General features: G+C 46.8%; 20 protein-coding genes and 2 riboswitches. Of the genes, 10 read left to right on the forward strand and 10 right to left on the reverse strand.

The genetic code is table 11. The features are described from left to right. Nucleotides 1-66: 66 nt before the first annotated feature. A complete protein-coding gene (locus LL912_RS16920; protein WP_235554764.1) occupies nucleotides 67-1,056 on the reverse strand; it encodes a hypothetical protein in 990 nt (329 codons plus the stop codon). Between the two features lie 368 nt (nucleotides 1,057-1,424). Then, a riboswitch (cobalamin riboswitch) is annotated at nucleotides 1,425-1,615 on the forward strand. A 177-nt stretch (nucleotides 1,616-1,792) separates the two neighbouring features. Between LL912_RS16920 and metE the strand changes: the two genes are divergently transcribed. The 3 genes from metE to LL912_RS16935 are packed head-to-tail and all read left to right on the forward strand — an operon-like array spanning nucleotide 1,793 to nucleotide 4,802. After that, nucleotides 1,793-4,123: a 5-methyltetrahydropteroyltriglutamate--homocysteine S-methyltransferase gene (gene metE, locus LL912_RS16925; RefSeq protein WP_235554765.1), complete on the forward strand. Its 2,331-nt coding sequence runs from the start codon at nucleotides 1,793-1,795 to the stop codon at nucleotides 4,121-4,123. Nucleotides 4,124-4,125: 2 nt separating this feature from the next. After that, nucleotides 4,126-4,380, forward strand: coding sequence for a cysteine-rich CWC family protein (locus LL912_RS16930; protein WP_235554766.1), 255 nt, complete (start codon nucleotides 4,126-4,128; stop codon nucleotides 4,378-4,380). Between the two features lie 38 nt (nucleotides 4,381-4,418). Then, nucleotides 4,419-4,802: an acyl-CoA thioesterase gene (locus LL912_RS16935; RefSeq protein ID WP_235554767.1), complete on the forward strand. Its 384-nt coding sequence runs from the start codon at nucleotides 4,419-4,421 to the stop codon at nucleotides 4,800-4,802. A gap of 86 nt (nucleotides 4,803-4,888) precedes the next feature. Here the strand turns inward: LL912_RS16935 and LL912_RS16940 are convergent, their stop codons facing one another. The 7 genes from LL912_RS16940 to dnaN all read right to left on the reverse strand — a co-directional run bounded on the left by LL912_RS16940 (nucleotide 4,889) and on the right by dnaN (nucleotide 13,877). After that, complete coding sequence (locus LL912_RS16940) at nucleotides 4,889-6,013, reverse strand: DUF5074 domain-containing protein (protein ID WP_235554768.1); 1,125 nt, start codon at nucleotides 6,011-6,013, stop codon at nucleotides 4,889-4,891. 10 nt (nucleotides 6,014-6,023) lie between these two features. Next, on the reverse strand, nucleotides 6,024-7,151 hold the full coding sequence (locus tag LL912_RS16945; protein ID WP_235554769.1) for a hypothetical protein: 1,128 nt from the start codon (nucleotides 7,149-7,151) through the stop codon (nucleotides 6,024-6,026). 112 nt (nucleotides 7,152-7,263) lie between these two features. Then, complete coding sequence (locus LL912_RS16950; protein WP_235554770.1) at nucleotides 7,264-8,385, reverse strand: YncE family protein; 1,122 nt, start codon at nucleotides 8,383-8,385, stop codon at nucleotides 7,264-7,266. Nucleotides 8,386-8,395: 10 nt separating this feature from the next. After that, on the reverse strand, nucleotides 8,396-10,417 hold the full coding sequence (locus LL912_RS16955) for a TonB-dependent receptor (RefSeq protein WP_235554771.1): 2,022 nt from the start codon (nucleotides 10,415-10,417) through the stop codon (nucleotides 8,396-8,398). A gap of 103 nt (nucleotides 10,418-10,520) precedes the next feature. Further along, nucleotides 10,521-10,729: riboswitch (cobalamin riboswitch) on the reverse strand. A gap of 64 nt (nucleotides 10,730-10,793) precedes the next feature. Beyond that, entirely contained in the window at nucleotides 10,794-11,366 is a 573-nt protein-coding gene (locus tag LL912_RS16960) for a TPM domain-containing protein (protein WP_235554772.1), read from the reverse strand. Between the two features lie 45 nt (nucleotides 11,367-11,411). Further along, entirely contained in the window at nucleotides 11,412-12,659 is a 1,248-nt protein-coding gene (locus LL912_RS16965; RefSeq protein WP_235554773.1) for an NAD(P)/FAD-dependent oxidoreductase, read from the reverse strand. Nucleotides 12,660-12,761: 102 nt separating this feature from the next. After that, complete coding sequence (gene dnaN, locus LL912_RS16970) at nucleotides 12,762-13,877, reverse strand: DNA polymerase III subunit beta (protein WP_231005542.1); 1,116 nt, start codon at nucleotides 13,875-13,877, stop codon at nucleotides 12,762-12,764. A gap of 205 nt (nucleotides 13,878-14,082) precedes the next feature. Between dnaN and LL912_RS16975 the strand changes: the two genes are divergently transcribed. Genes LL912_RS16975 through LL912_RS16995 form a run of 5 tightly spaced genes read left to right on the forward strand, consistent with a single transcriptional unit; the run spans nucleotide 14,083 to nucleotide 18,776 of the window. Next, entirely contained in the window at nucleotides 14,083-15,414 is a 1,332-nt protein-coding gene (locus LL912_RS16975) for a hypothetical protein (protein WP_235554774.1), read from the forward strand. Nucleotides 15,415-15,439: 25 nt separating this feature from the next. Then, the gene (locus LL912_RS16980; protein ID WP_235554775.1) at nucleotides 15,440-16,540 is read left to right on the forward strand and encodes a trypsin-like peptidase domain-containing protein; all 1,101 of its coding nucleotides are present in this window, start codon (nucleotides 15,440-15,442) and stop codon (nucleotides 16,538-16,540) included. Nucleotides 16,541-16,542: 2 nt separating this feature from the next. Beyond that, on the forward strand, nucleotides 16,543-17,025 hold the full coding sequence (locus LL912_RS16985) for a regulatory protein RecX (RefSeq protein ID WP_235554776.1): 483 nt from the start codon (nucleotides 16,543-16,545) through the stop codon (nucleotides 17,023-17,025). 8 nt (nucleotides 17,026-17,033) lie between these two features. Further along, nucleotides 17,034-17,954: a sterol desaturase family protein gene (locus LL912_RS16990; protein WP_235554777.1), complete on the forward strand. Its 921-nt coding sequence runs from the start codon at nucleotides 17,034-17,036 to the stop codon at nucleotides 17,952-17,954. Nucleotides 17,955-17,972: 18 nt separating this feature from the next. After that, nucleotides 17,973-18,776, forward strand: a complete 804-nt coding sequence (locus LL912_RS16995; protein ID WP_235554778.1) for an amidohydrolase — start codon at nucleotides 17,973-17,975, stop codon at nucleotides 18,774-18,776. A 19-nt stretch (nucleotides 18,777-18,795) separates the two neighbouring features. Here the strand turns inward: LL912_RS16995 and LL912_RS17000 are convergent, their stop codons facing one another. Then, nucleotides 18,796-19,938: a TlpA family protein disulfide reductase gene (locus tag LL912_RS17000; protein WP_235554779.1), complete on the reverse strand. Its 1,143-nt coding sequence runs from the start codon at nucleotides 19,936-19,938 to the stop codon at nucleotides 18,796-18,798. A gap of 298 nt (nucleotides 19,939-20,236) precedes the next feature. On the opposite strand from LL912_RS17000, the gene LL912_RS17005 reads away from it, so the two are divergent. Together LL912_RS17005 and LL912_RS17010 are read left to right on the forward strand one after the other, a co-directional pair. Beyond that, on the forward strand, nucleotides 20,237-20,644 hold the full coding sequence (locus LL912_RS17005) for a hypothetical protein (RefSeq protein ID WP_235554780.1): 408 nt from the start codon (nucleotides 20,237-20,239) through the stop codon (nucleotides 20,642-20,644). Nucleotides 20,645-20,751: 107 nt separating this feature from the next. Further along, nucleotides 20,752-22,278 carry a flavin-containing monooxygenase gene (locus LL912_RS17010; RefSeq protein WP_235554781.1) on the forward strand — a complete coding sequence of 509 codons (1,527 nt, stop codon included), beginning with the start codon at nucleotides 20,752-20,754 and terminating at the stop codon, nucleotides 22,276-22,278. Nucleotides 22,279-22,469: 191 nt separating this feature from the next. Here the strand turns inward: LL912_RS17010 and LL912_RS17015 are convergent, their stop codons facing one another. After that, nucleotides 22,470-23,225 carry a LytR/AlgR family response regulator transcription factor gene (locus LL912_RS17015; protein ID WP_235554782.1) on the reverse strand — a complete coding sequence of 252 codons (756 nt, stop codon included), beginning with the start codon at nucleotides 23,223-23,225 and terminating at the stop codon, nucleotides 22,470-22,472. Nucleotides 23,226-23,236 lie beyond the last annotated feature (11 nt).

Genomic DNA, 23,236 nt, shown 5'->3' on the forward strand with positions numbered 1-23,236 from the left:
TATTACAGTAGCATGGATAAAAAAAGCTGGTTGCCGGTTATTTTAACGCAGGAAATACCGGGTGATCTACAATTTTAAAAAAAGAGCATCATACCTTCGCATCCGGTTTTCTATAGCATTCAGAAAATCGAGGTTCGCTTTCTGAACGCGTTTCTTTTGGCCCGGAGCCGGAAGCCGCACCTCCGCATAAGTACTGAACCCCATCAGCAGGTGCCGGAATCTCAGTACAAGCACATCTGCCCAGATCGATCGCTCCGTACCGCTTAATCCAAGTTGCGCCAGCGCCAGGGTTTGCTGGCGGATGGAATCTTTTGCAGCGCTAAAGGCTTTGTCTGTGACGGCGCCGGTTTGCGTGCCGCCGGAAAGAAGCGGTTCCAGCATCCGGGTATAACTGTTGCAGGCGGCTATCGATTGTTGCATCAGGGCCGCTGCCGGGGCGAAGGCATTTTTCTTTTCCGGCACCTGGTAAATATCTTTGAATATATGATCGGACCGCAGTATGATACTGTCGCTGATAACGCCGAACTGATCATCCAGCAGCCGGATCGAATCGATCAGCTGCAGGCCATACGATCCCTTATCCGCTTTATAACCGCCCTGCCCGTAATATTGATCAAAGCGCCGGTAAGTCTGGTTGAGTTCCCGGAATACGGTTACCAGGTCACCGATCCGCTCATTCAGCCAGGCCGCTTCCTCATGGGTAATATTATCCGGGGGTGTATTATCCGTTACAGTGCCGGAACCGATCTTTTTTGCCGGCTCATAAAGCAGTTCATCCGACCGGAAGAACAGGGTGTCATACGATGCAATATGTTGCTGATCGCCCTTCAGGGTATCGGATCTTGCAGGGTCTAGTATCGTCTTCCTTTTTTCCTGCAGGGTATTCCGCAACAGGTCTAAATAAAATTCCCGGTCGTTGATCACCGACACCAGGAAAAAAGCATAATGATCCAACCGGTAATCCCTCGTCCGGTCGTGCCGTTTATCTTTACAAGCATAAAAACCAATAGTAACCGGAAATGCAAAAAGAATCATTAACCATTTAGTGCCGTTCATTATTATTCCAGGTTTTTGTTACAGATGACCTGCTTCCGGGATAATACCGGAGTTGTTCAAAATTACGGTTTCTCTTTCCCCTGCTCAAATCCTTTTGCAGCTAACGCTTTTTTTTCACAACCATTTTTTCGGGTGCATAACATTTTTATTACACGCTGCATTTGCTATGTGATTCAATTTCAACCGCAAGGAACGCAAGGTTTTCGCAAGGGTTGCTAAGACATTCATCACTATGGCTCTCGTCGCGCTCCTTGCGGGTCCTTTGCGCACCTTGCGTTCATAAATAATACAAAAAATGTTATGCCCCCATTTTTTCTGCGGTAACTCCACCGATTTAGCTACATTTGTCCTTCGATAAGTTCTTTCATTTTTCATCAACCGGAAAAGGTCCCTGATGAAGATCAGGGATAATAGGGAATCGTGTGTAAATCACGAGCTGTCGCGCAACTGTAAACAGCGCAAAAGGCTTTACCTCATATGTCCACTGTGGCCCGGAGCCATGGGAAGGACGGTAAACGCTGCTGTAAGCCAGGAGACCTGCCTTATCCGTAGGAACAATGCTTTCGCGGTATAAAGCAAGGATCTGCATGATGTTTTATTCTTTCCCTCTCTGTAACGGGGCAGCCTCCTCACACTGTTCCTGGTTACGCATCTGTCTGTCTTTTTCTTGATCACCGCCGCATTGCGAAACTTGCAAAGGGCTTTTAGCTTATTCTTCATTAAAAAGTTAAAAGAAATGCAAACGCACAACCTCGGCTACCCGCGTATTGGTAGCAACAGGGAACTGAAAAAGGCCAGTGAACAATACTGGGCCGGCAGCATGACCGCTGCACAACTGGAGCAGACGGCAAAAAAGATCAGGGACACCAACTGGCAACTGCAAAAAGATGCGGGTATGGACCTGATCCCCGTAAATGATTTTTCATTTTATGACCAGGTACTGGATACCTGCCTGATGACCGGTGCCATCCCGGACCGCTATCATCCTTTAATAGAAAAGGAGCAAAGCGCTCCGCTGGACCTGCTTTTTGCCATGGCAAGAGGCTATCAGCAAAACGGGTATGATCTTACCGCCATGGAAATGACCAAATGGTTTGATACAAACTACCATTATATCGTTCCGGAGTTTAAAAAAGATCAGCGCTTTAGTTTTTTTAACAATAAGGTGATCGACCAGTTCAATGAGGCCAAAAAGGCCGGCTTCAACAGCAAGCCCGTGCTCCTGGGCCCCGTTAGTTTCCTGTTATCGGGCAAGGAAAAAGAGGATGGGTTTGACCGAGTTGACCTGCTGCAAAACCTCCTGCCCGTTTATATGGAGGTACTGGAAAAGCTGGATGCACAGGGTGCCTATTATATTCAGATCGATGAGCCCTGCCTGGCGCTTCAGCTGAATGAGAAAACGCAACAGGCCATTAAAACAACCTACACAATACTTTCCACACGCTTTCCCAATCTTCGCATCGTCCTTGCCAGTTACTTTGATTGTTTTGGACCCAACCTGAAAACGGCGCTTTCATTACCGGTACACACCCTGCATCTCGACCTGGTGCGGTGCCCGTTGCAGCTGAATGACATCCTCGATACACCGGGGTTTGTAAATTGTCGAACCCATCTTTCACTGGGCGTTGTGGATGGCCGGAATATCTGGAAAAATGACTTTGAACAATCCCTGTTGCTGATTCAAAAAGCAATGGATGCTATCGGGTCCAACCGGATCTGGATCGCGCCTTCCTGTTCCCTGCTGCACGTACCCTGCGACCTCGACCTGGAAACCGATGAAAAGACTCTCCCGGAAGCGATCAAGCAATGGATGGCCTTTGCCAAACAAAAACTGAGGGAAGTGGCTTCGTTAAAGCAGATTGCAACGGATCCCGGAGCGGCGCATTCAAAAAAGCTGCTGGAGGAAAACAGCCGTTGTATGGAAGCGCGCAAAACCGCTTCAATGATCCATAAACAGCAGGTAAAGGACCGGGTGGCTGCTATTACCGCTGCAGATGCAGAACGGATCAGCTCTTTTCCGGTTAGAAAGGAAAAACAACAGGAGTTGGGCCTGCCGCTCTTTCCTACCACTACCATCGGGTCTTTTCCCCAAACAAAAGAAGTGCGCAACTGGCGGGCCCAGTGGAAAAAACAACAGCTTTCTGATGCGGACTATCTCCAACGGGTACAGGAGGCAACCCGTAAAGCCATTCAATGGCAGGAAGAAATAGCGCTGGACGTATTGGTACATGGAGAATTTGAACGGAACGATATGGTGGAATATTTTGGCGAACAGCTGGCGGGGTTCGCTTTTACAAAAAACGGTTGGGTACAGAGTTATGGCAGCCGCTGTGTAAAACCGCCGGTGATCTATGGCGATGTGTACCGGCCCAAACCGATGACTGTGGAATGGAGTGCTTATGCCCAATCCTTAACCTCCAAACCGGTAAAAGGAATGCTTACCGGCCCGGTAACTATTTTGCAATGGAGTTTTGTACGGAATGATCAGCCCCGCAATATTACCGGCAACCAGATTGCCCTGGCCATCCGGGATGAAGTGACGGATCTGGAAAAAGCGGGGATAAAGATCATCCAGATCGATGAACCCGCAATCAGGGAAGGTTTACCTTTAAGAAAGGAACAGCAACAGGCGTACCTGAACTGGGCCGTAACCGCCTTCCGGATTGCGGCTTCCGGCGTTCAGGATCAAACTCAGATTCATACACATATGTGCTACTCGGAATTCAACGATATCATTCGTTCTATTGCAGCCATGGATGCGGATGTGATCACCATTGAAACATCCCGCTCCCAGATGGAATTGCTGGATGCATTTGCGTTGTTTGAATACCCCAATGATATCGGTCCCGGTGTGTATGATATTCATTCGCCCCGCGTTCCTACAAAAGAGGAAATGGCCGCATTACTGGAGAAAGCGTTGAACTATATCCCCGCAGAGCGCCTATGGGTTAACCCCGACTGTGGTTTAAAAACCCGGGCATGGGAAGAAACCACACAAGCGCTCACCGCCATGATCCAAGCGGCAAAAGCATTGCGTAAAAAAATAAACACACCGGTACCGGAATAATTATGTGCCAACATGAAGATAAATACTGCCCACGCTGTAAACAACCTTTTGAATGCAAGGTGGGCAGTATTCTTCTTTGCCAATGCAGCACCGTTTCCCTGAATAATGAGGAACGGGATTTTATCTTTAAGCAGTATGAAGATTGCCTCTGTGCCGAATGTTTAAAAGCGCTCAAAGCACAATATCATCAACAACAATTTCAGCACAAGCTAAAAGGGATCCTGGGCGTATTCTATAAGGATTCGTCCGGCACGTAACGTTCTTTTCCCGCTTTCAGTTTTAAAACCAATTACACATGCATACAGAAGACCGGATCGCCGCGGCAGCGACCCGTATTTATAAAGCCGTTTTTCCCAATACCACCAACCATTACGACACGTTATTTGGCGGTATGGCCATGCAGCTGATGGATGAAGTGGCCTTTATTACCGCTACCCGCTACAGCCGGCTGCGGATGGTAACGGTAAGCAGCGACCGGATCGACTTTAAACATCCTATCCCCTCGGGAACGATCATCGAACTAACGGGTTCCATTATACATATCGGCAATACGAGTATGAAAGTACAGGTAGATATTTATGTAGAGCAGATGTACAGCACACACCGCGAAAAAGCAGTAAGCGGTGTATTTTCTTTTGTGGCCGTGGATGAAAATAAGAAACCGGTTGTCATCACATAACACCGGCTTCTTATCAAGTGTATAATCCTGTTTATTAAAAAGGCCATATTCCGGCAATCCCAACCGTTTCTTTAACAAGGTTCCGGTTAATAAAAAACGGCGAGCCCCGGGAAATAAATATGGTTAAAATCCACAACGGAGCCATCATTTCCGTATACGATTTTCTTCACCAATGCTCCTGTAGAAGCATTATAGATCAAAAGAAAGTTTACTCCGGCTAATCCGCCATATCCCTTAATGCCGTTCACCACCAGGTAGTCTTTGTTCCGGTCGTACCGGATAGCACCATATACCATAAACGGAGATTCACTGATTGTAATAAACGGTTGGCCAACCGATCCGGCATTGCCATCTACATATTTATAAATAGCAGCCCCGGAATGATAAAAAACCGCATTCTCCTTTGTAGAAGCGGTGATCCTGGTGGGTGCATCTAACCCAAACGAGCCGATACTCACCGGTAATGCAACACCCACGGTATCCAGGTTTTTATCGATGGCGATCAGACGGCTGCCGGCAGATGCCCATACTTTTCCATTGGGGGTTCGGGCAAAACCCCGGCTGATGTTTGCAAAGCTTTTTACAAATGAATAATTCGTTGCATCGATGATCTTTGCACCATTGGCCTGTAACAGGTATACGTAATTTCCTTCTTTCAGCATATCTCCGGTATTAACAGCGGAAACCGAACTCAGTTTATACTGCACAGCCAGTGTATTCAGATTAATTGCGTAAACCCCATCGGCCGCGCTTACCAGCCCCAGGTTATCCCTTACACCGATCAGGCTTCTCCAGTTGCTGGATTCCTGGTTATACCGCACTTCTTCCTTTAAGGTGCGTGCATCCAACCGGACAATGGGTCCGTTTAGCTTGCTGACCAGGTACAGCTTTTGGTTGTACAACGTAGCAAATTGCAGGGTACTGGACAAAGAAGCATTTGCAGTAACCTTACCGGGATTTGCTTTTTCATAGGCCCGGGTAACAATGGTATCTGCCCCATAGGCATAGAAATTAACGGTTCCGGCCATTTGTCCGTACGACCCTTCAGTGATCACAAAAAAGCCGCTGGAATAAGGCTGCGCATTTTCTAATGGATTAGGCCGTGGACGTTCCCGGAAATAATCGTCGTTTTTGGAGCAGGCCTGCAGCAGCATCCCCAACGTTAATAGCAGCAGTAATTTGTGTAACGGTTGTTTCATATACATATTCATTATTCAATTTTTATTTTCCAAAATGTAAATCTTCGGCGCCCTTGATCTCAGTGGAGATCTCGCCCATTAATGCGTTTCCTTTGTTGTTTTGAGCGGTATAGACCTTTACAAAATCGATCGCCTTCAGCTGAACAGGTTTACCACTGGCATCCACCGCCCGGGAAATATCAAAAGAGTTATATTTTTTTGTATCATAGTCATCACCGGAGGAATAGGAATCCGCATATCCCCAGCTAAAACCGGCATTGATCCAGATGCCGCTTACCTGTCCAAACGTACTTTTCAGCAGGGTACCGGTAAATACGAGCGAATCCTGGTTAGGGGCAAACAACGGATAATATTGCTGCTTATGAAAGGCATTGATCTCCACGGCTCCTGAATGGCCCTGGTTATCCTTCCAGGGTACGTTTGCATAGACTTTCGGATTATAATAGGTGATTTTATAATTTTTGATCGTTTCCGCGCTGTTATATTCGCTGCCGGCCAGCTCATACCAGGCATCATCTGCAATCCCGTTTCCATTATCATCGCGGCTTACCATTACGATGCCCGGTTCGCTCCAGTCTGTTGGCGGCTTTGCCGGATTCCCATAAATCGCAAGATCGGCGCCTTCCTTATTTTGAACCGAATGGTCAAATGTAAAAGTGACGTATCCTCCATATGCGCCCAATGTTACCAATCCGCTGTTCTTTCCTACAATGCCTTCAGCGCTTGCTACATTACCCGGCGCCACATTAATAAACTGACCAGGAGCCGGCAAATATTCCAGGATTCTTGAAATATATTGACTTGCCCCGCCTTCACGCACTTTGGGCGCTACATCAATAATAAATTCCTTTTCAAATACCCCTGCATCATTCCGGGCTTTGAAAAGCACTTTGTAAAAACCGGCTACTTCAAATACATGCGTAAATGCATGTGCTGACGACAACTCTTTACCGTCAACGATCCAGGCAACTGTGGCCTCAGAACCACCGGTCTTGTTCGATTCAATGACCACCGGCTTTTGGATAACGGCATTGATGGTGTCTGTAGTTACGGAAAAACTGTATACGGGTGTAGTAGTTACATCCTTATCTTTATTACAGCTGCTCATTGCTATTAAAAGAAGGAATGCAAAAAAGAAAAATTGTTTCATGTGAATTTTTTTTTGTTGGTTGTTAATGGTCTCATGGAATATGGTCTTTTCATGTGTTTATTTTTTGTTTGATTGCTATACAATGGATCGTACGTTGAGGTGCATAAAAAATTTAACGGCGGGGAGCTCCGTTCCGGTTATAAAAAGCTATATGGCCAGGAATAATCCCCGTTTTTCTTATCGTGTTTTTTAGCTTTCCATAAGCATCAAAGCAATAGAGGTCGCCCGCTTCGCTGTAATTCCGCGCATCAGCTATATAAATACTGCCATTGCTTGGATCCACGGCAAGGCCATAGGGAATGACGATCTTTGTGCCATCTGTAATAAACGATCCGGGTATTACTTTTTTGCTTTTGAGATCTACCCGTGTATAAGCATGCTGCCCTCCGCCATAATCGGTTCCATATACATATGCCGTATCCCGCACAATGGTAAAATCTTCTACCTTTACCCCTATGGAGTCGGTTAATTGGTCGGTTTTTGTATCCACTATATATAGGTTATTGGTAGTGCCCCAGGGGCAGATATACAGATACCCGTTACTGTCTTTTTTCAGCCGCCTCAAATTGGGCGCAACCGTTATGGCCTTAGTCACCTTAAAAGCCGGCAAATCAACCACAGAAATATAGTCCTCCAAATTGGACGGACTATAACCTCCGCTATTGGCAACGTATAATTTATTACCCACCACCGTCAGCTCATCCGGCTGCCGCCCTACTTCCACCGTTCTTGTGATGCTAAGCGTAGCCGTGTCTATTTCCAGCACCATTCCTTTTTCGGAAGTCGTATAAGAGCTCAGATAAGCATAGCCATTCGCAAAGGTGATATAACGCGCATTTTCGATGGCCTTATGTGTTTGATCGGTTAGTACTTTGATCCGCCGGGCGGTGCGGGCATCCAGTATCTCTATTTTTTTTGACCAGTTCATTACGATATATAATTTGCTGCCATATACACCGATATCATTCCCGGTATCGCCCAAACCCAGTACGGCATCCGGATTCGCTTTGGTAAACACATCACGCTCGTACACCCCGTTGTGCGAATCAAAATAATCCAGCGTTGCGTTGTTATAGCCCCACCCGCCTTCATTTAATAAATAAAATCCGGTACTGGTGGTGTCTTTTTCAGTCTTCTGAGGCGGCGGCGTCCGGTCATGGTCCTTCCTGCAGGCACCTAAAAGCAGTAAGCATGCTAAGAACATAAAAGCGGGCATCCATCGGTTTTGTTTCATGTACTGTATTTTATAAGTTAAAGGCAATTTTTAGAAGGTAGTTCCGGCCCGGCATGGGATAATTGACCACAACATCATAGTATTGATTCAGCAGGTTGTTCACTTCCAGGGCCAGCACAGCGTTCGTCTGTTTTAACCGGACCGTTTTCGTAAGCGACAGGTCGTGTGTATACCAGGGTTCCAGGTAATTTTGCGGATCGTTTTCCGGAAGCATATACCGCTCCCCGGTATATATAAAACTATAGTTAAGACCCCAGCTGCGATACGCTGTCTGCACCGTTGTGGATCCGCTGTGTTTGGGAGCATAGGGGATCTGCTGATTATAGGACCGCTCTCCTGCCGTTTTGTTTACCGCCCGCTGATACGAATAGGTAAGCGTGCTGTTAAGAAATACCCGGTGCTGAATAGCGATGGCATAGGTAAACCGTAGATCCGCTCCCCTTACTGCTACTTTTCCCATATTGATCATGCTCCAGCGGAACAGGTTATTGGCCGGGATGGCAATAATTTTATCCCGGATGGCATTATAGTATACATCCGCCTGCAGGCTGATACAGGATCCCGTGTCGGCGAGGTTCTTTTTATACTGAAGCCCGATATCATACTGGGTGGTGTATTCCGGCTTCAGCGTGGCATTGCCAATGATCGTGTAATACAGGTCGTTGAATGAAGGCATTCTGAAAATGCGTTTGTAAAAAGAGCGAACACTGATGGGAAGATGATTCCAGGGCCGCCAGGAGGCACTGATGGCGGGCGTTAACACATCCTTGTTTCCTGCCGCCGCCCCGGTGCTCACCTTTTCCCGGGTAAACGTTCCCAGCAAATTACCGGCGGCCATGAAGCGTTTCCGTTTCAGCTCGGTGGCAATCGCCACCAGCCCGGTGCTTCGTACCGGATACGCAAAATGATCGAGGTTTGCTTGCATTTTATTTACAATCCAGTCTGTGGCCAGCGACACGCTCCATCCGGCTGCAATGAGGTATTCATTTACCAGTGACGCGTCATATTCCTGCTGGCGATAAGTGTTGTTAAGTGGTGCCCCGCCGATCTTTTTGATGGTAGTATCCAGGTACCGGGTATAGTCGTTAGCGTACTTTCCCTGTACCAAAAGTTGATAACGGGTATTGATTTGTTTGCGCCACATGCCCTGCGTAAAGAAATTGCGGTCCCAGAGCCGCTGCGCATTATAAAACCGCTCTGCAACAACGGCGCCCGGCAATCCTCTTTCAGCATTATAAAAATAGGCTTGTAGTTTCCAATGAGTGGTCGCATCCTTATGCAGATTCTGCACTGCAAATTCCATTCTCCGGGATGCCACGTCTGCATTCTGCCGTACAATGGTGGTATCATATGCCTGCTTTTGATAACGGGTCTTATATCTTCCATGCGCATGAACGGTTTCTACGCTAACCGTTGTGGCCATATTCCCGGCTACTTTTTGCTGCCAGTACAGCGAGGGATTTATTAACCCAAAGGAGCCCGTTTTAAATGCCGCGCTTATTTGGTATTTTTTGTGCGGTTCAAATACCGGTTGTTTTGATTTTATAAACAATGCGGCAGCGCTTCCAAAGTTCCTTGCAGATTGAAGTGTGGAGGTGTTCTGGCTATTATACAAACTCAGTGCATCAATATTGTCCAGTGAAAATTTCCCCAGGTCAACAATGCCGTTCTGCGCATTGCCCAGCTGCAGCCCGTCGTAAAAAACACCCAGGTGCTGTGCCCCCAGGCTTCTTACATTCAGGGTTTTTAGTCCGCCGATGCCGCCGTAATCCTTGAGCTGTACACCTGAAAAATAGCGCAGCGCATCCGCTACCGAAAAACTGTTTACCTGCTGCAGCCGGCTGCCGGTAAGCGTTTGAACAGGCGTAGCGGTATTGAACTGAACAACGGCCCTGCCGGAACGGATCCATACGCTATCCAGTACCCTGGCATACGCAGTGTCCTGGATCTGTGCCATCCCATCCGTACAACCGATGCCGTACAAAAGGGTTATTATTCCGGAAAACCGGATCCAAAAATAAAATCGGCTCATTACTATTTGAGTTCATCAAACAGCTTCACCTGAAATAAACAGAAAACAAATGGGTAACAGCTACCAGCGCATTTGCATTCCAAGCCTTATTCCACGAAAGCTTAAAACAAAAACTGCGTTGGCAGGTCTCCTGACTTATCCCCGTTTTTAACTGCCTTCCCATAGCGCTTGCAGCACCACAGTGGCTTCAGATTGTTAAACACGTTGCATAGGACTTACAGTAGCGGGTCTGTTCAGGATTTGCACCTGATTCCCTTTTAATAAATATTCCTTTGTAAAAGTGAACATTTAACCAATGCGCGGCAAAAGTAAGAAAAAAGCCCTATAGGGTTTTAAAAAAACCTTATAGGGCTTATACGCTGCAAGAGCTGCGTAGTTATTTAATATTCCTCCGAATGGTATCCATCAGGTCATTAAGGCCTTGCAGGACGCCATTGTATACAGTACCGCCTTGAAGCGCGGGAAGGAAATCATTGTTGATGATATGATCTGCCTCAGATCGGGATAATAATTTTCCGACAAACGGGCCATAATCGATGGCGGCTTTATTCAGCCCCCTGCTGATGGAAACCACCAGGGCTTTATCGGTGTTGCCGTGTACCCCGGCCCACTCTTTCAGCAGGTTTTTATTATTGCTTTCAAAAGAGCTGGCGGTAACTTTATCTGCCGGCAGTGTTACTAGTTTGATCGTTATCAGGTTGCTTTTTTCAAACACCCGCACCAGGCTGTCGAGCTTTTTGTTTTGCGCATCCGTAAACAGCTGCTCAAAATCATAGGACATATTAACGTTCTGAGGTGTTTCCGTTTGCTGCTGCGGATATTTAAGCTTTACATCCCGTCCGTCTGCATCTCTTTCATGTACCTGGGTATTCAGATTTTTACCGGCATTGCAGGCCAGCGTTAATACGGTTGTTAACAACAACGCACCCCGAAATATTTTTTGTAGCATAGGATCATTTTAAATATAGGATCTATTGCAAAATTAGCGCCGTTTTTATTTATTGAGCAATAACCCGATATAAAACGAAGGCTTTGTTAACTTCTTCCGCAGATCGACCTCATAAAACATACAGGACAGGAGCTCCTGTACCTTTTTGTTACGGGCACTGATATTGATAAGCAGGTTAAACAAACGAGGATAATGCACCAGCTTTTGAATACGGGTACTCAGTCGTAATTCGGACCCCAATACGCGTTCGATGTCCTTATCATAACCGGAAAGGCCCGCCGCGGAAAAATCACTGGTCTGAATGGCTTTTACAGCCTGTAATGCCGCCAAACGGCCAGAGCCCATAGCATTACCAATGCCTTCGCCGGTAAACGGATCGATAAGAAAGGCGGCATCTCCTACCAGCATGTACCGTTCCCCCGTAAGCACTCTTTTTTTGCTACCCAGAGGCAGGCCATAGCCTTCAATTGGGCCTTCCAGCTGCGCATTCTTAAACCGCTCTTTAAACACCGGGTCCTGTTCTACAATACGGATCAATTCTTTTTTCAGATTGACTTTTTTGCGGGCGATGGTTTCACTAAGCATGCCTACCCCAACATTGGCTTGGCCGTTAGGCAGCGGAAAGATCCAAAAATAACCGGGCAGCAGGCTTTTTAAAAAATGCAGCTCAATAAAGTTTTCCGGATGCATGCCTTCTACGTTTTTATAATACGCCCGCAGACCTGCTACATAATGCGCTGGTTCCATCTGGATGCCGGCTACTTTTTTTGTAAAGGACGAATGTGCCCCGTTGGCAATGATCAGCAGGTCTGCCTTTACCACAAACCCCTTACCATCGCTCACACGATAGCCATCTGCTTCCAGTGTATATTCTGTAACCGCAACCCCCTCGTAAAGTGTTACGTGTGCGCAGCGTTTTAGTTCCTCTACCAGAAACTGGTCAAAAACCATCCGCTTGCATACATAACCGATGGGTACTTCCTTGTGATGGTGGTCCTCCGCATTAAAATCGGGCCGGTAGCCCACTTCCAGCACCCGGCGGTTCGGCGCAATAAAACTCACGCCCCAGCTGTTGAGCTTAAACCCGGCCTGTTTCAGCCGTTCCGCCACAAGGGGGTCGATCTTTTTTAAACAGGTAAGTACTTTGCCGCTTAAACCGTCGCCACAAACCTTATCCCGGGGGAAAACCGCTTTGTCGACCACGATGCAGTCGATACCCTCTTTATTCAGCTGGAGGGCGGCAGTAGCGCCTCCGGGTCCGGCGCCGATGATGCAAACTTTTGTAGAAATCATTGCAGAAGGCTCTCTAATAAATAAAACCTGACCATTTTGCCAAAGGCAGCATTAGTCAGGCTCAACCGCCTAATCAGGCAGATTTAAAAAATATCATTTTGTTTATTGGTTCAGCATCAACGGCATCACCAACATCAATTGTTCTTCATTTTCTTCCTGATCCACAGGTTTAATCAGGCCTGCTTTTGTAGGCGTGCTCAGTTCCATGTATACCTCGTCACTATCTGTTGCATTGAGCATTTCGATCAGGAACTTGGCATTGAAGGCAATCACCAGGTCTTCGCCGTTATACTGGCATTTCATGCGCTCATTTCCTTCAAAGCTGAAATCCACATCCTGTGCTGCCAGCTGTAGTTCACTGCCACTGATATTCAGGGCCACCTGGTAGGTGCTTTTATTACTGAATACACTTACCCGGCGCAGGGCTCCCAGGAATTCAGTCCTGTTTACAGTTAGCCGGTACGGGTTTTCTGCAGGAATCACCACCTTGTAATCCGGGAACCGGGCATCGATCAGCCGGCAACTCATTTGAGTGGTGCCATGGATTACAAAGAAATGGTTGGTATTGTAATTAATGGTGATCTCGTCGCTATTATCCGGCAGGGCCGATTTTAACAGGTTCAGCGGCTTACGCGGAACGATAAATGTATCCACATTGGGAGAGCTTACATCGGTTCGCTTATACCGAACCAAACGGTGTGCATCGGTGGCCACAAACTGGATGCCTTTTTTATCCAGTTCGAAGTACACGCCGGTCATTGCCGGACGCAGATCGTCGGTGCTGGTGGCAAACAGGGTTTTATTGATGGCAGTTACCAGGGCGGAGGATGTCATCGTAAAGCTGGACGCATCATCTGCCGTAGGATCTTTCGGGAAATTATCCGGGTTTTCTCCCATTACCTTGTACTTTCCGTTATCGCTGGTAATTTCAACACTGTAATTCTTGTCAATATTAAAAGTAAGCGGTTGCTCGGGGATGTTTTTTAAAGAATCGATCAGGATTTTTGCGGGAATACAAACGCGGCCGCTGTCTTTTGCCTCTACCTGCATCTCCGTTTTCATTACTGTTTCGAGGTCGGTGGCTACAATAGTCAGACGGTTTTTATCAATATCAAACAAGAAATCCTCCAAAATGGGCAATACATTGTTCGCATTAATTACCCCTGAAATATTTTGAAGTTGTTTCAGTAAAGCCGATGACGATGCAATAAATTTCATCTGTTGTTATATTAATTTTTACGTTTCTGTTCCCTGTTAGGGCAAAATGGAGGTAGCGAAACTACTATTTTATTCAATAAAGTTTCGAAAAATCTATGCCCATTTTTCGGTAAATATAGGGGGAAAAACGCTGATTTGCCCCCGGGCAAAATTTTTTAGGTAGTTTGATAAGGTTTAGTAACTTCCCCGACTTAAAAAAAGGCCTATGTTGAATAAAATTTTAAATTGGGTCAGAGGGAAGGAAGAGCCCTCCGCACAGGGCAACCCTTCCATCGAGTTCGGCCGGTATTCGGATAATAATAAGATGTCCGGAAAAGTACGCCGCTGGAAAGATGCTGACAGCCTGTTTAAAGAAAAAAACTACGCCGCGTCGGTAGACGCCTTTTTTGATTACCTGAAGGACGATGCCGTACAAAATGTGCGTTATACCCGCAACGGGGATACAGCCTCCTTTGAGCTGTTCCAGGGATCCAAGATCATCCGTGGCGAGATCCGCGACAACCGCCTGTCGGCCGATGTAAAGCTGGCCTTAATGGCAGAACCTTCCGTACCGGTGATGCGCCGGTTGCTGGAAATGAATTTCGGCCTGTATTACAGCCGCTTTGCCTTAAACAACAATGAGCTGTGCATGCGTTTTGACACAGACCTGAGCACCGCTAATCCCAATAAACTGTATTATGGGCTAAAAGAACTGGCCACAAAATCGGACAAACAGGATGATTTGCTGATCGAGGACTTTTCGCATCTGGCGGCAGTAGATCAGGACCATATTACACCGCTTTCGGAAAAGGAAAAACAGGTAAAATACGATTCCATGATCAGCTGGATTGATGAAACACTGGAAAAAATTGCCGGTATTGATGCCGATAAATTTTCCGGAGGCATTTCGTACCTGCTGCTGAGCCTGGTGTACCGCATCGACTTCCTCATCACCCCCGAAGGCCAGCTGCTGAACCTGCTGGAAAAAATAGGAGCAATCTATTTTAAAAAAGATGAGCGCTCTATTGTGGACAAAAACCGGGATATGATCGAGGCCTTCAGGGAACTGAAGACAAAACCCAGGGAGGAGATCTTTAAAAACCTGTTCCGCTCCAAGTACACGTTTTCCATAGTAACCCCGCAGGTGCATAAAGTTATGGCGGATGCTATACATGAGGCAAACGAAAATATGCTCTGGTACCGCGATAACGGATATGAATACTTTGCCAATAAACTGATGGAATACGGCCTCTCTTATTGCCAGTATTCCTACAGTCTTCCCCGGCCCATTACCTTGTTGGTGCGTCTGTTTATGCAGGTGAATTATCCCTCCTTTTTCAAAGCCCTGGGCTATACGGAGGATCTCTACGATACCGGTTCCGGGCGCTTTAAGGAAGATACCATTATCAGATATATCCGCACGGTTGAAGCACAATGGAAAGAGCGCTACCCTTATATGAGCTTCAGAACCGAAGGGTTGAATTTCTCTGGTCTGCTGGCGTTCAACTATAGCTTCACCACCCAGATCGAAAAGCTGAATATGGACATACCGGCATAGGACTCATTCATTAACGGAACATTTTATGAACACGCAGGAAATTATTAATAAATATCAGCAGGCCATTATCCAGATCGCTACACAAACCGGTACCGGAACGGGGTTTTATTTAAAAACGGCAGGTCTTATCATCACCAATAATCACGTGGTTAACAATACCCCCGAAGTAACCATACAGGGAAAGCTTTTTGAAAAACAGCTTTCACGCGTGCTGTATACCGACCCTAAACACGACCTGGCTTTTTTGCAGCCGCCTTCCGGTGTAGAGCTGCCTGAAGTAAATATGGGCAATTATGATCTTATGAAGGATGGTGATAATGTCATTGCTATTGGCCATCCTTATAACCTGAGTTATTCTGCCACACAGGGCGTTATTTCCAAGGTAGATCGTATCCGGGAAGGTCTTAAATACATCCAGATCGATGCAGCGATTAACCCGGGAAACAGCGGGGGGCCGCTGGTAGATTATGCCGGCGATGTGATCGGTGTAAATTCCTTTATCATAAAGGGAGGCGATAACCTGGGGTTTGCACTTCCGGCCAGCTATCTGAAAGAAGCGATTGATCTTTACCTGCCGTACAAAGGTCAGGAAGCCGTTCGCTGCTCCAGCTGCGATTCGCTGGTAACGGCAGGAAACATCGACAACAATAAATACTGCCCCAATTGCGGGTCTGAGGTAAAATTGCTGCAGGTGCCCGAAAAAGAGGCGGAGCTGATGGGCGTGGCCAAACTAATCGAAGACATTTTAAAAGAACTGGGAAAGGATGTGCGGCTGGCCCGTGACGGGACCAATCAATGGAGTGTAAAACAAGGCTCGGCAAAGATCAATATCAGCTATAACCCCGATAATTATTTTATAGCAGGTGATGCCTATCTCTGCCAGATGCCTCCCGAAGCCGCCAAAATAAAACCCCTGTATCAATACCTGCTGCAGGAAAACAATAAATCTCATGGGCTGGTGCTGAGCTGCAATAAGAACAATATTGTACTGAGCCGGCTATTTTATGACCTGGATATGACGCGCGAATCGGGCATTGAAGAATTCCGCAACCTTTTTGAGCAGGCCGATCATTACGATGATTACCTGAAAAACGAATTCGGCTGTACCGCAAGGCTGGAGGAATAGCCATGAAACAGGAAACTTCAAATATGCGGCTTTCGCCCGAACAGGCATTGAAGAAACTGCAACATTACTGTGCCTACAGCGAACGCTGCCACCAGGATGTGATCAATAAATTATTTGAACTGGGTGTGTGGAGAAAAGAACATGACGCGATTATTGCAGCCCTGATTGAGGAAAATTATTTAAACGAGGAACGGTTTGCAAAAGCCTTTGCCGGAGGGCATTTTCGGCATAAAAAATGGGGCCGCAATAAAATAAAAACGGCCTTGCAGCAAAAACAGGTCAGCCCGTACTGCATTAAAACCGGCATGAAGGAGATCGACGAGGCGGCCTACGAACAAACCCTTACCGAACTGCTGCACCAGAAATGGAATAGTCTGAAGGGAGAACGCAACCGTTTTATAAAAATGAAAAAAACGGCCACATTCCTGATGCAACGGGGATTTGAGCCCGACCTGTTTCAACCACTGCTTCATACGATCAAATAGCCATTGCCATGCATCGCTACAGTTACCACGAACAAATACTGCTGTTGTTTTCCACTCCGTTTTATATCGTTATTATCGGGGCGGAGATCCTGTTGTCGAACGTTCATTTCCATAAAAAAACCTACACCTTAAGGGATACCCTTACCAATATTTATCTAACCCTGGCCAACGGGCTTATCGACACAGCCTTTAAGCTGTCTTACCTGTGGGTGCTTACGCAGGTAGCCAATCACAGCCCTTTTCATCCGATCCGCAATGCGGTGCTGTACTGGCTCCTGCTACTGGTGCTCGAAGACTTTGTATATTACTGGCTGCATCGCCTGGATCATACCACCCGTTTTCTTTGGGCCGTGCATGTTACCCATCACAGCTCTCAAAAATTCAATTTCAGTGTAGGATTCCGGTCGTCGGTCTTTGAACCGCTTTATCGTTTTATTTTCTTTATTCCCCTGGCCTGGATCGGTTTTCGCCCTTTGGATATCCTGTTTATGTACTCGGCCACACAAATATGGGGCACCCTGGTGCATACCGAGTTGGTGGGCAAGCTGGGCTGGCTGGAAAAAATCCTCGTTACTCCATCGCACCACCGGGTGCATCATGGCTCCAACCCCAAATACCTGGATAAAAACATGGGCATGTTCCTGATCGTTTGGGATAAGCTATTCGGCACCTTCCAGGAAGAACTTCCGGAAAAAGAATACGGTCCGATCCGTTATGGTCTCACGCACAACCTGGAAAGCCCCAACGCTTTTACCATCATTTTTCATGAATGGGTACAGGTTTTCAGGGATATCCGTCAGCCCGGAATTACCTGGAAACAGCGGTTGGGTTATTTGTTTGGCCGCCCCGGCTATAGCCACGACGGCAGCCGTAAAACCAGCCGCCAGCTGGAAAAGGAAGAAGATGCCGCACGCCTTTCTTCAAAATAACCGAACTTTACCCCTGGTATGTCTCTAACAATTACCCTGATACAAACCCGGCTCCATTGGGAGGATAAAACGGCCAACCGATCGATGCTGCAACAGAAGATCGAGAACATTACCGAAAAGGCGCAGATCATTGTGCTTCCGGAAATGTTCTCTACCGGGTTTTCTATGCGGCCGGAACTGCTGGCAGAAACCATGGATGGCCCCACCATACAGTGGATGCGGGAAATAGCAGCCGCCCACCGGGTTATTTTAACCGGCAGCCTGATCATAAAGGAAGGTACCGGTTATTTTAACCGGCTGATCTGGATGTTGCCCAATGGACAGTACGGCCTGTACGACAAGCGGCACCGTTTTGCTTTTGCAGGAGAAGATCAACATTACACCGCGGGCAATAAGCGGTTGATTGCTTCCGTGAACGGCTGGAAGATCCATCTTCAGGTTTGCTACGATCTCCGCTTCCCGGTATGGGCCCGGCAAAACATGGGCCCAACGCCTTCCGAATCTGCAGAACAGCCGGAGTACGACCTGCTCCTGAACGTGGCCAACTGGCCGCAGCGGCGAAGCCTGGCCTGGAAGACCCTGTTGCAGGCAAGGGCCATCGAAAACCAATGCTATGTGGTAGGGGTGAACCGTGTAGGAGAAGACGGTAACGGTATCTATTATAGCGGCGATAGTATGGTGATTGATCCGTTGGGAGAAATTTTGTACCATAAGGCGGATGAAGAAGATATCCACACGATCACGCTTCATAAGACCAAACTGGAAGAGGTCCGCAACAAATTTCCGTTCTGGAGGGATGCCGATCGTTTTTTCATTTCCTAGGTTCCCCGCCGGCCCATATCTAATTCCTGTTATCCAGGTGCTCCGCAAGGATCTTTTTCAGCAAGTTCAACTCCTTGTCGTTTATGAAAGTACTGTTATAAATGGTCTTCCCCGTTTTATCAATCAGATAAAGCTGGGGGATAGGGATCACCAAAAGCGCTTTATAAAGCCGGTCGTCTCCAAATACCTGCGGCCAGTCCATAGCGTGTTGTACAATGGCTTTCCGAAAAGCAAGCGAGTCCTGGTCAATACTGAATGAAATCAGCGTAAAAGGAGCGTCTTTGTATTTTTCGTGTATCTTTTTTAAGATCGGAACCTCCTGGATACAGGGTTTACACCAGGAAGCCCAGAACTGGATCAAGACATACCTGTTTTTAAGACCGGCAGCGGAATAACTTTTTTTCTCAACGTCAACTGCCGAAAAATCCGGAAATGTTCCGCCAGAATTTACGGCGATTTTGTTTTGCAGCAGGTTACGGGTGTGTTGGGCTGCCGGCGAGTTTTTATACTTGTCGGGCAGGATGGTCTGGTAAAAAACCAGCAGACTGTCGGGAGGCAGCAGAGCGGATTGAATAATGCTGTTTTGAAATATCCAAAGTGACAGATAAAGGTTCGGGTGTTGTTTTATAAATTCTAAATTCTTATAAAAAATAACATCACCCAGTGCAAAAGCTTTCTCCAAAAGTGCCGGTTCTGTTCCTAAACGGGCTTTATTGTCCTGATAAAACCGAATCAGCGTGTCGTAATGCGGCTTAATAAACGCATCATAATTGGCTCCTCCCATGCTTTTATAAGACACCATATTTGCAGAACCGCGCTCATCAATGGCATAATATGCCAGGCTGTCGGCGACCATGATAAGTTTGAGAACCGATGGCCCTTTTTTAAAAAAACATCGCTTTATAGCAGTAGTGGAATCGCTTTTTTTGTACCCTATTTCGATCAGGCCAAAGGGTGCAAAAAGCGAACCATTCCAGTAGTTTTTTGATTGTGGTGTAATGGTTATTTCATTAATTCCATCGTATATTTTAATATAAAACTTACGAGGATTGAGCTGGGGTTGAAATCTGAAGTTTATATAAGCGGAGTCCCGGGCACCAATATCAGTGCCAACCAATATAAGGAAGGGCAGCAACAACGGTTTGAAAAAATGCTTCATCATACAATTAGTTTACGGGAATAGGAACAGGACGATGAAGACTCAAATTACAAAAGTCAATCTGGAAGATTTTGTTAAAACAGGCATCCCTGAACGGTTAACATAAAGCTATTCATCCATTCCTTGGCATTTCTGCATTATCTCTTCCTTTTAAATATTCAGCCATTTAAGTAATTGATTAATCAAAGTCGGCTCCCCGTTAACTGCATCTTCTGCAGGCGATGCACCGCGGATATCTTGCACTCAGTTTCATTAGAAGAAACCATTATCATTCACTTTTTAAAATCTTATCATGAAAAAAATGACGTTTCGAATCTTAGTAGGTGCATCCGTTTTATCCGTTGCCTTTTTTGCTTCCTGTAAAAAAAACAAAGAAACAGTAACACCGCCACCGCCTACTGTTGAAGGTTACTGGGCAGGGAATTACGGCATAGGCAACACCACTCCCGATCTTTTTTATTCCTTCCTGTTCCGGTCGAATGGCACCGTGCGTGTTTATTCCGGCAATACCGATACCTCAAAGGCCGTAAAGGCAGAAGGCAGTTACACCCTTGAGAACAGCACGGTGAAGACCACCTATCATTCCGGCGCCGACATTAGCTACTCCACGGTAGCTACGCTAAATGCTGCATTCACTTCTATGGAAGGCACCTGGAAAGACAACCAGCTTGGCTTCAATAAAGGTGGGTTTAGCGTGTCAAAAAAATAGTCCGGCATTCCGATGTGCAATACCCTTCTTTGGCGGGGCCGGGAGGGGTTTTTATTGGCCGGACCAAAGCATCCGGTCCTTATTCTCAAACATTAAACAAGCAATCCATGCAAACAATAGGAATTATCGGAGCCGGTATCAGTGGCCTTACCACCGCAAAAACCTTCCGGGAACGCGGTTATAAAGTGGTCGTACTGGAAAAAGCCAGCGCCATCGGGGGCGTTTGGGACCGGAACCGGTTTTATATCAATGTTTCAACCCAAACCACAAAAAACGAATATGCCTATACGGATTTCCCGATGCCGGATCATTATCATGAATGGCCCACCGGAGAACAGATGAATGAATACCTCAACAACTATGCAACGCACTTTTGCATCAGCGATTCCATCTGCTTCAACGTACAGGTGCTGGATATGACCTATAATGAGGAAGGCTGGCATCTGAAAACGGCAAATACGGTCTCGGGAAATTTCCAAACCTATACCTTCGACTTTGTAGTTATATGCACGGGCACCTTCCATGAAAAATACCTGCCGCCTTTCCCGGGCATGGAAGCCTTTACCGCGGCCGGCGGGCAGATCCTGCACAGTTCGGAAGTTACCAGCAACACTCTTTTGGAAAACAAAGATGTTGCTGTAGTAGGATTTGCCAAATCAGCCACGGATATTGCCACCCAGGCAGCTGATACCGCCGCCTCCTGTACCCTGCTTTACCGGAAAGCGCAATGGAAAGTGCCCCGTTTTTTTGGGGGAAAGATCAACCTCAAATACCTTTTGTTTTCCCGCTTTTCCGAAGCTTTTTTCCGGTCCTATCGTCAAACGGCATTTCAAAAACTGTTGCATAGCATTGGCAAACCCCTGGTGTGGATGCAATGGCGCGGCGTGGAGCTGCTGTTAAAAAAACAGTTTCGTCTTAAAGAATGCGGTATGCTGCCAGCACACCGGATCGAAGACCAGGTAAGCTGCAGCCTGGGAGTAGCGCCTGAAGGCTTTTATGAAAAAGTACGCACGCATAAGATCAGGGCCATTTGTACGGAAATCGATTCCTTTTCCAGGGATGGACTCCTGCTGAAAAACGGAACCATCATCCGGCCCGACCTGGTGGTAATGGGCACCGGGTTCCGGCAGCGCCTCCCCTTCCTCAACGGCGATTACCAGCGACTGATCTGCAACGAAAACGGACAGTTTATGCTGCACCGGAACATCATCAGCCCAAACCTGCCGATGCTGGGTTTTGTAGGATTTAATTCCAGTCTGTTCTCCACACTTACATCGGAAATTGCGGCCAACTGGCTTGCCGAATATGTAAGCGGGAACATTGAGTTGCCCGTGCAAAGTGATCTTATAAAAGAACGGGCCGTTATAGAACAATGGAAAAAAAAGGTGCGACCGGTGGCCACGGAGTTCAGCGGTCTTTGTATAGCACCGTTCAATTTTCAGCATCTGGATCAGCTTATGAAAGATATGGGCTTAAAAACCAGGGGGCGCAACCGTTTGCTCCAGTTTTTCAAACCGGTTAATCCTGCCGCTTATCAACGACTGTTGGCCAATCTCCGGAATGCCGGCCAGCAACCCCGTCCGGTTAATCTGAACAGATCCGCTGCAACCCGTTTTTCTAAAGAACTTTTCTAAATCCTTTTTGCCTTATCCGCAAGAGGCTGTTTCAAAAGTCCGGAACCGTCATTTCGATCCCGCCCTTGTGGGACGAAGCGGTCCCGATTGCTATCGGGAGGAGAAATCTCATTAACTGAAATATATATTGAAGATTTCCCGGCTTCACTGCGTTACGCTCGAAATGACGGACTTTTGAGACGGCCTCTTTTTTATACCAGCCGGTGCGACATTTGCAGCAGGAATTCTTCCTTTTTCTTGGGAGAAATGGCAATCATGGAGGCATCGCTCATAACGGCATAGCCGCCGTCTGTCTTAATCATTTTCTGCACCTCCTTTAAATTGATCATATGCGAATTGTGCACCCGTAAAAAGCCATGATCCGTTAAGAGCAACTCGTATTCTTTGAGGTTTTTACTCACCATAATTTTATCGCGGCCTTTAATAAAGAAGGTGGTATAAGGACCGCTGGCCTCGAGGCGGATGATCGTTCCCAACTGCACATATTCTACGCCGTCGGAGGTAGAAAGACTGATGGAAAAATTGTTCTCTTTCATCCGGTTAAGATTCTGCATCAGTAACCCAATGCCGTTTTCCTGCTGCCGCCGGACGGCGTCAATAGCCTTCTGCGTAGCGGCCTGCAACTCTTCAATGTCGATCGGTTTCAGGATATAATCAATCGCGCTGAACTTTATGGCCTTTATGGCATAATGATCGTAGGCCGTTATAAAAATGAGCTGAAAATTATGTTGCCGGAGCGCTTTCAAAACATCAAACCCCGTTCCGGGCTGCAGTTCAATGTCCATAAACACAATGTCCGGTTGTTCCTGCTCTATCAGCCGGACCGCATCGGTTACCGTTGCCGCCATGCCGCCGACAAAAAGTTCAGGACAAAATTCTGCAATCAGGCTTTCCAGAAAATTCCGGTTTTTTATTTCATCTTCTACGATAATGGCTTTGTACTTCATTGGATTTAGTT

Origin of the sequence: Niabella agricola (assembly GCF_021538615.1) — a bacterium.
GTDB classification, from domain to species: Bacteria; Bacteroidota; Bacteroidia; order Chitinophagales; family Chitinophagaceae; genus Niabella; species Niabella agricola.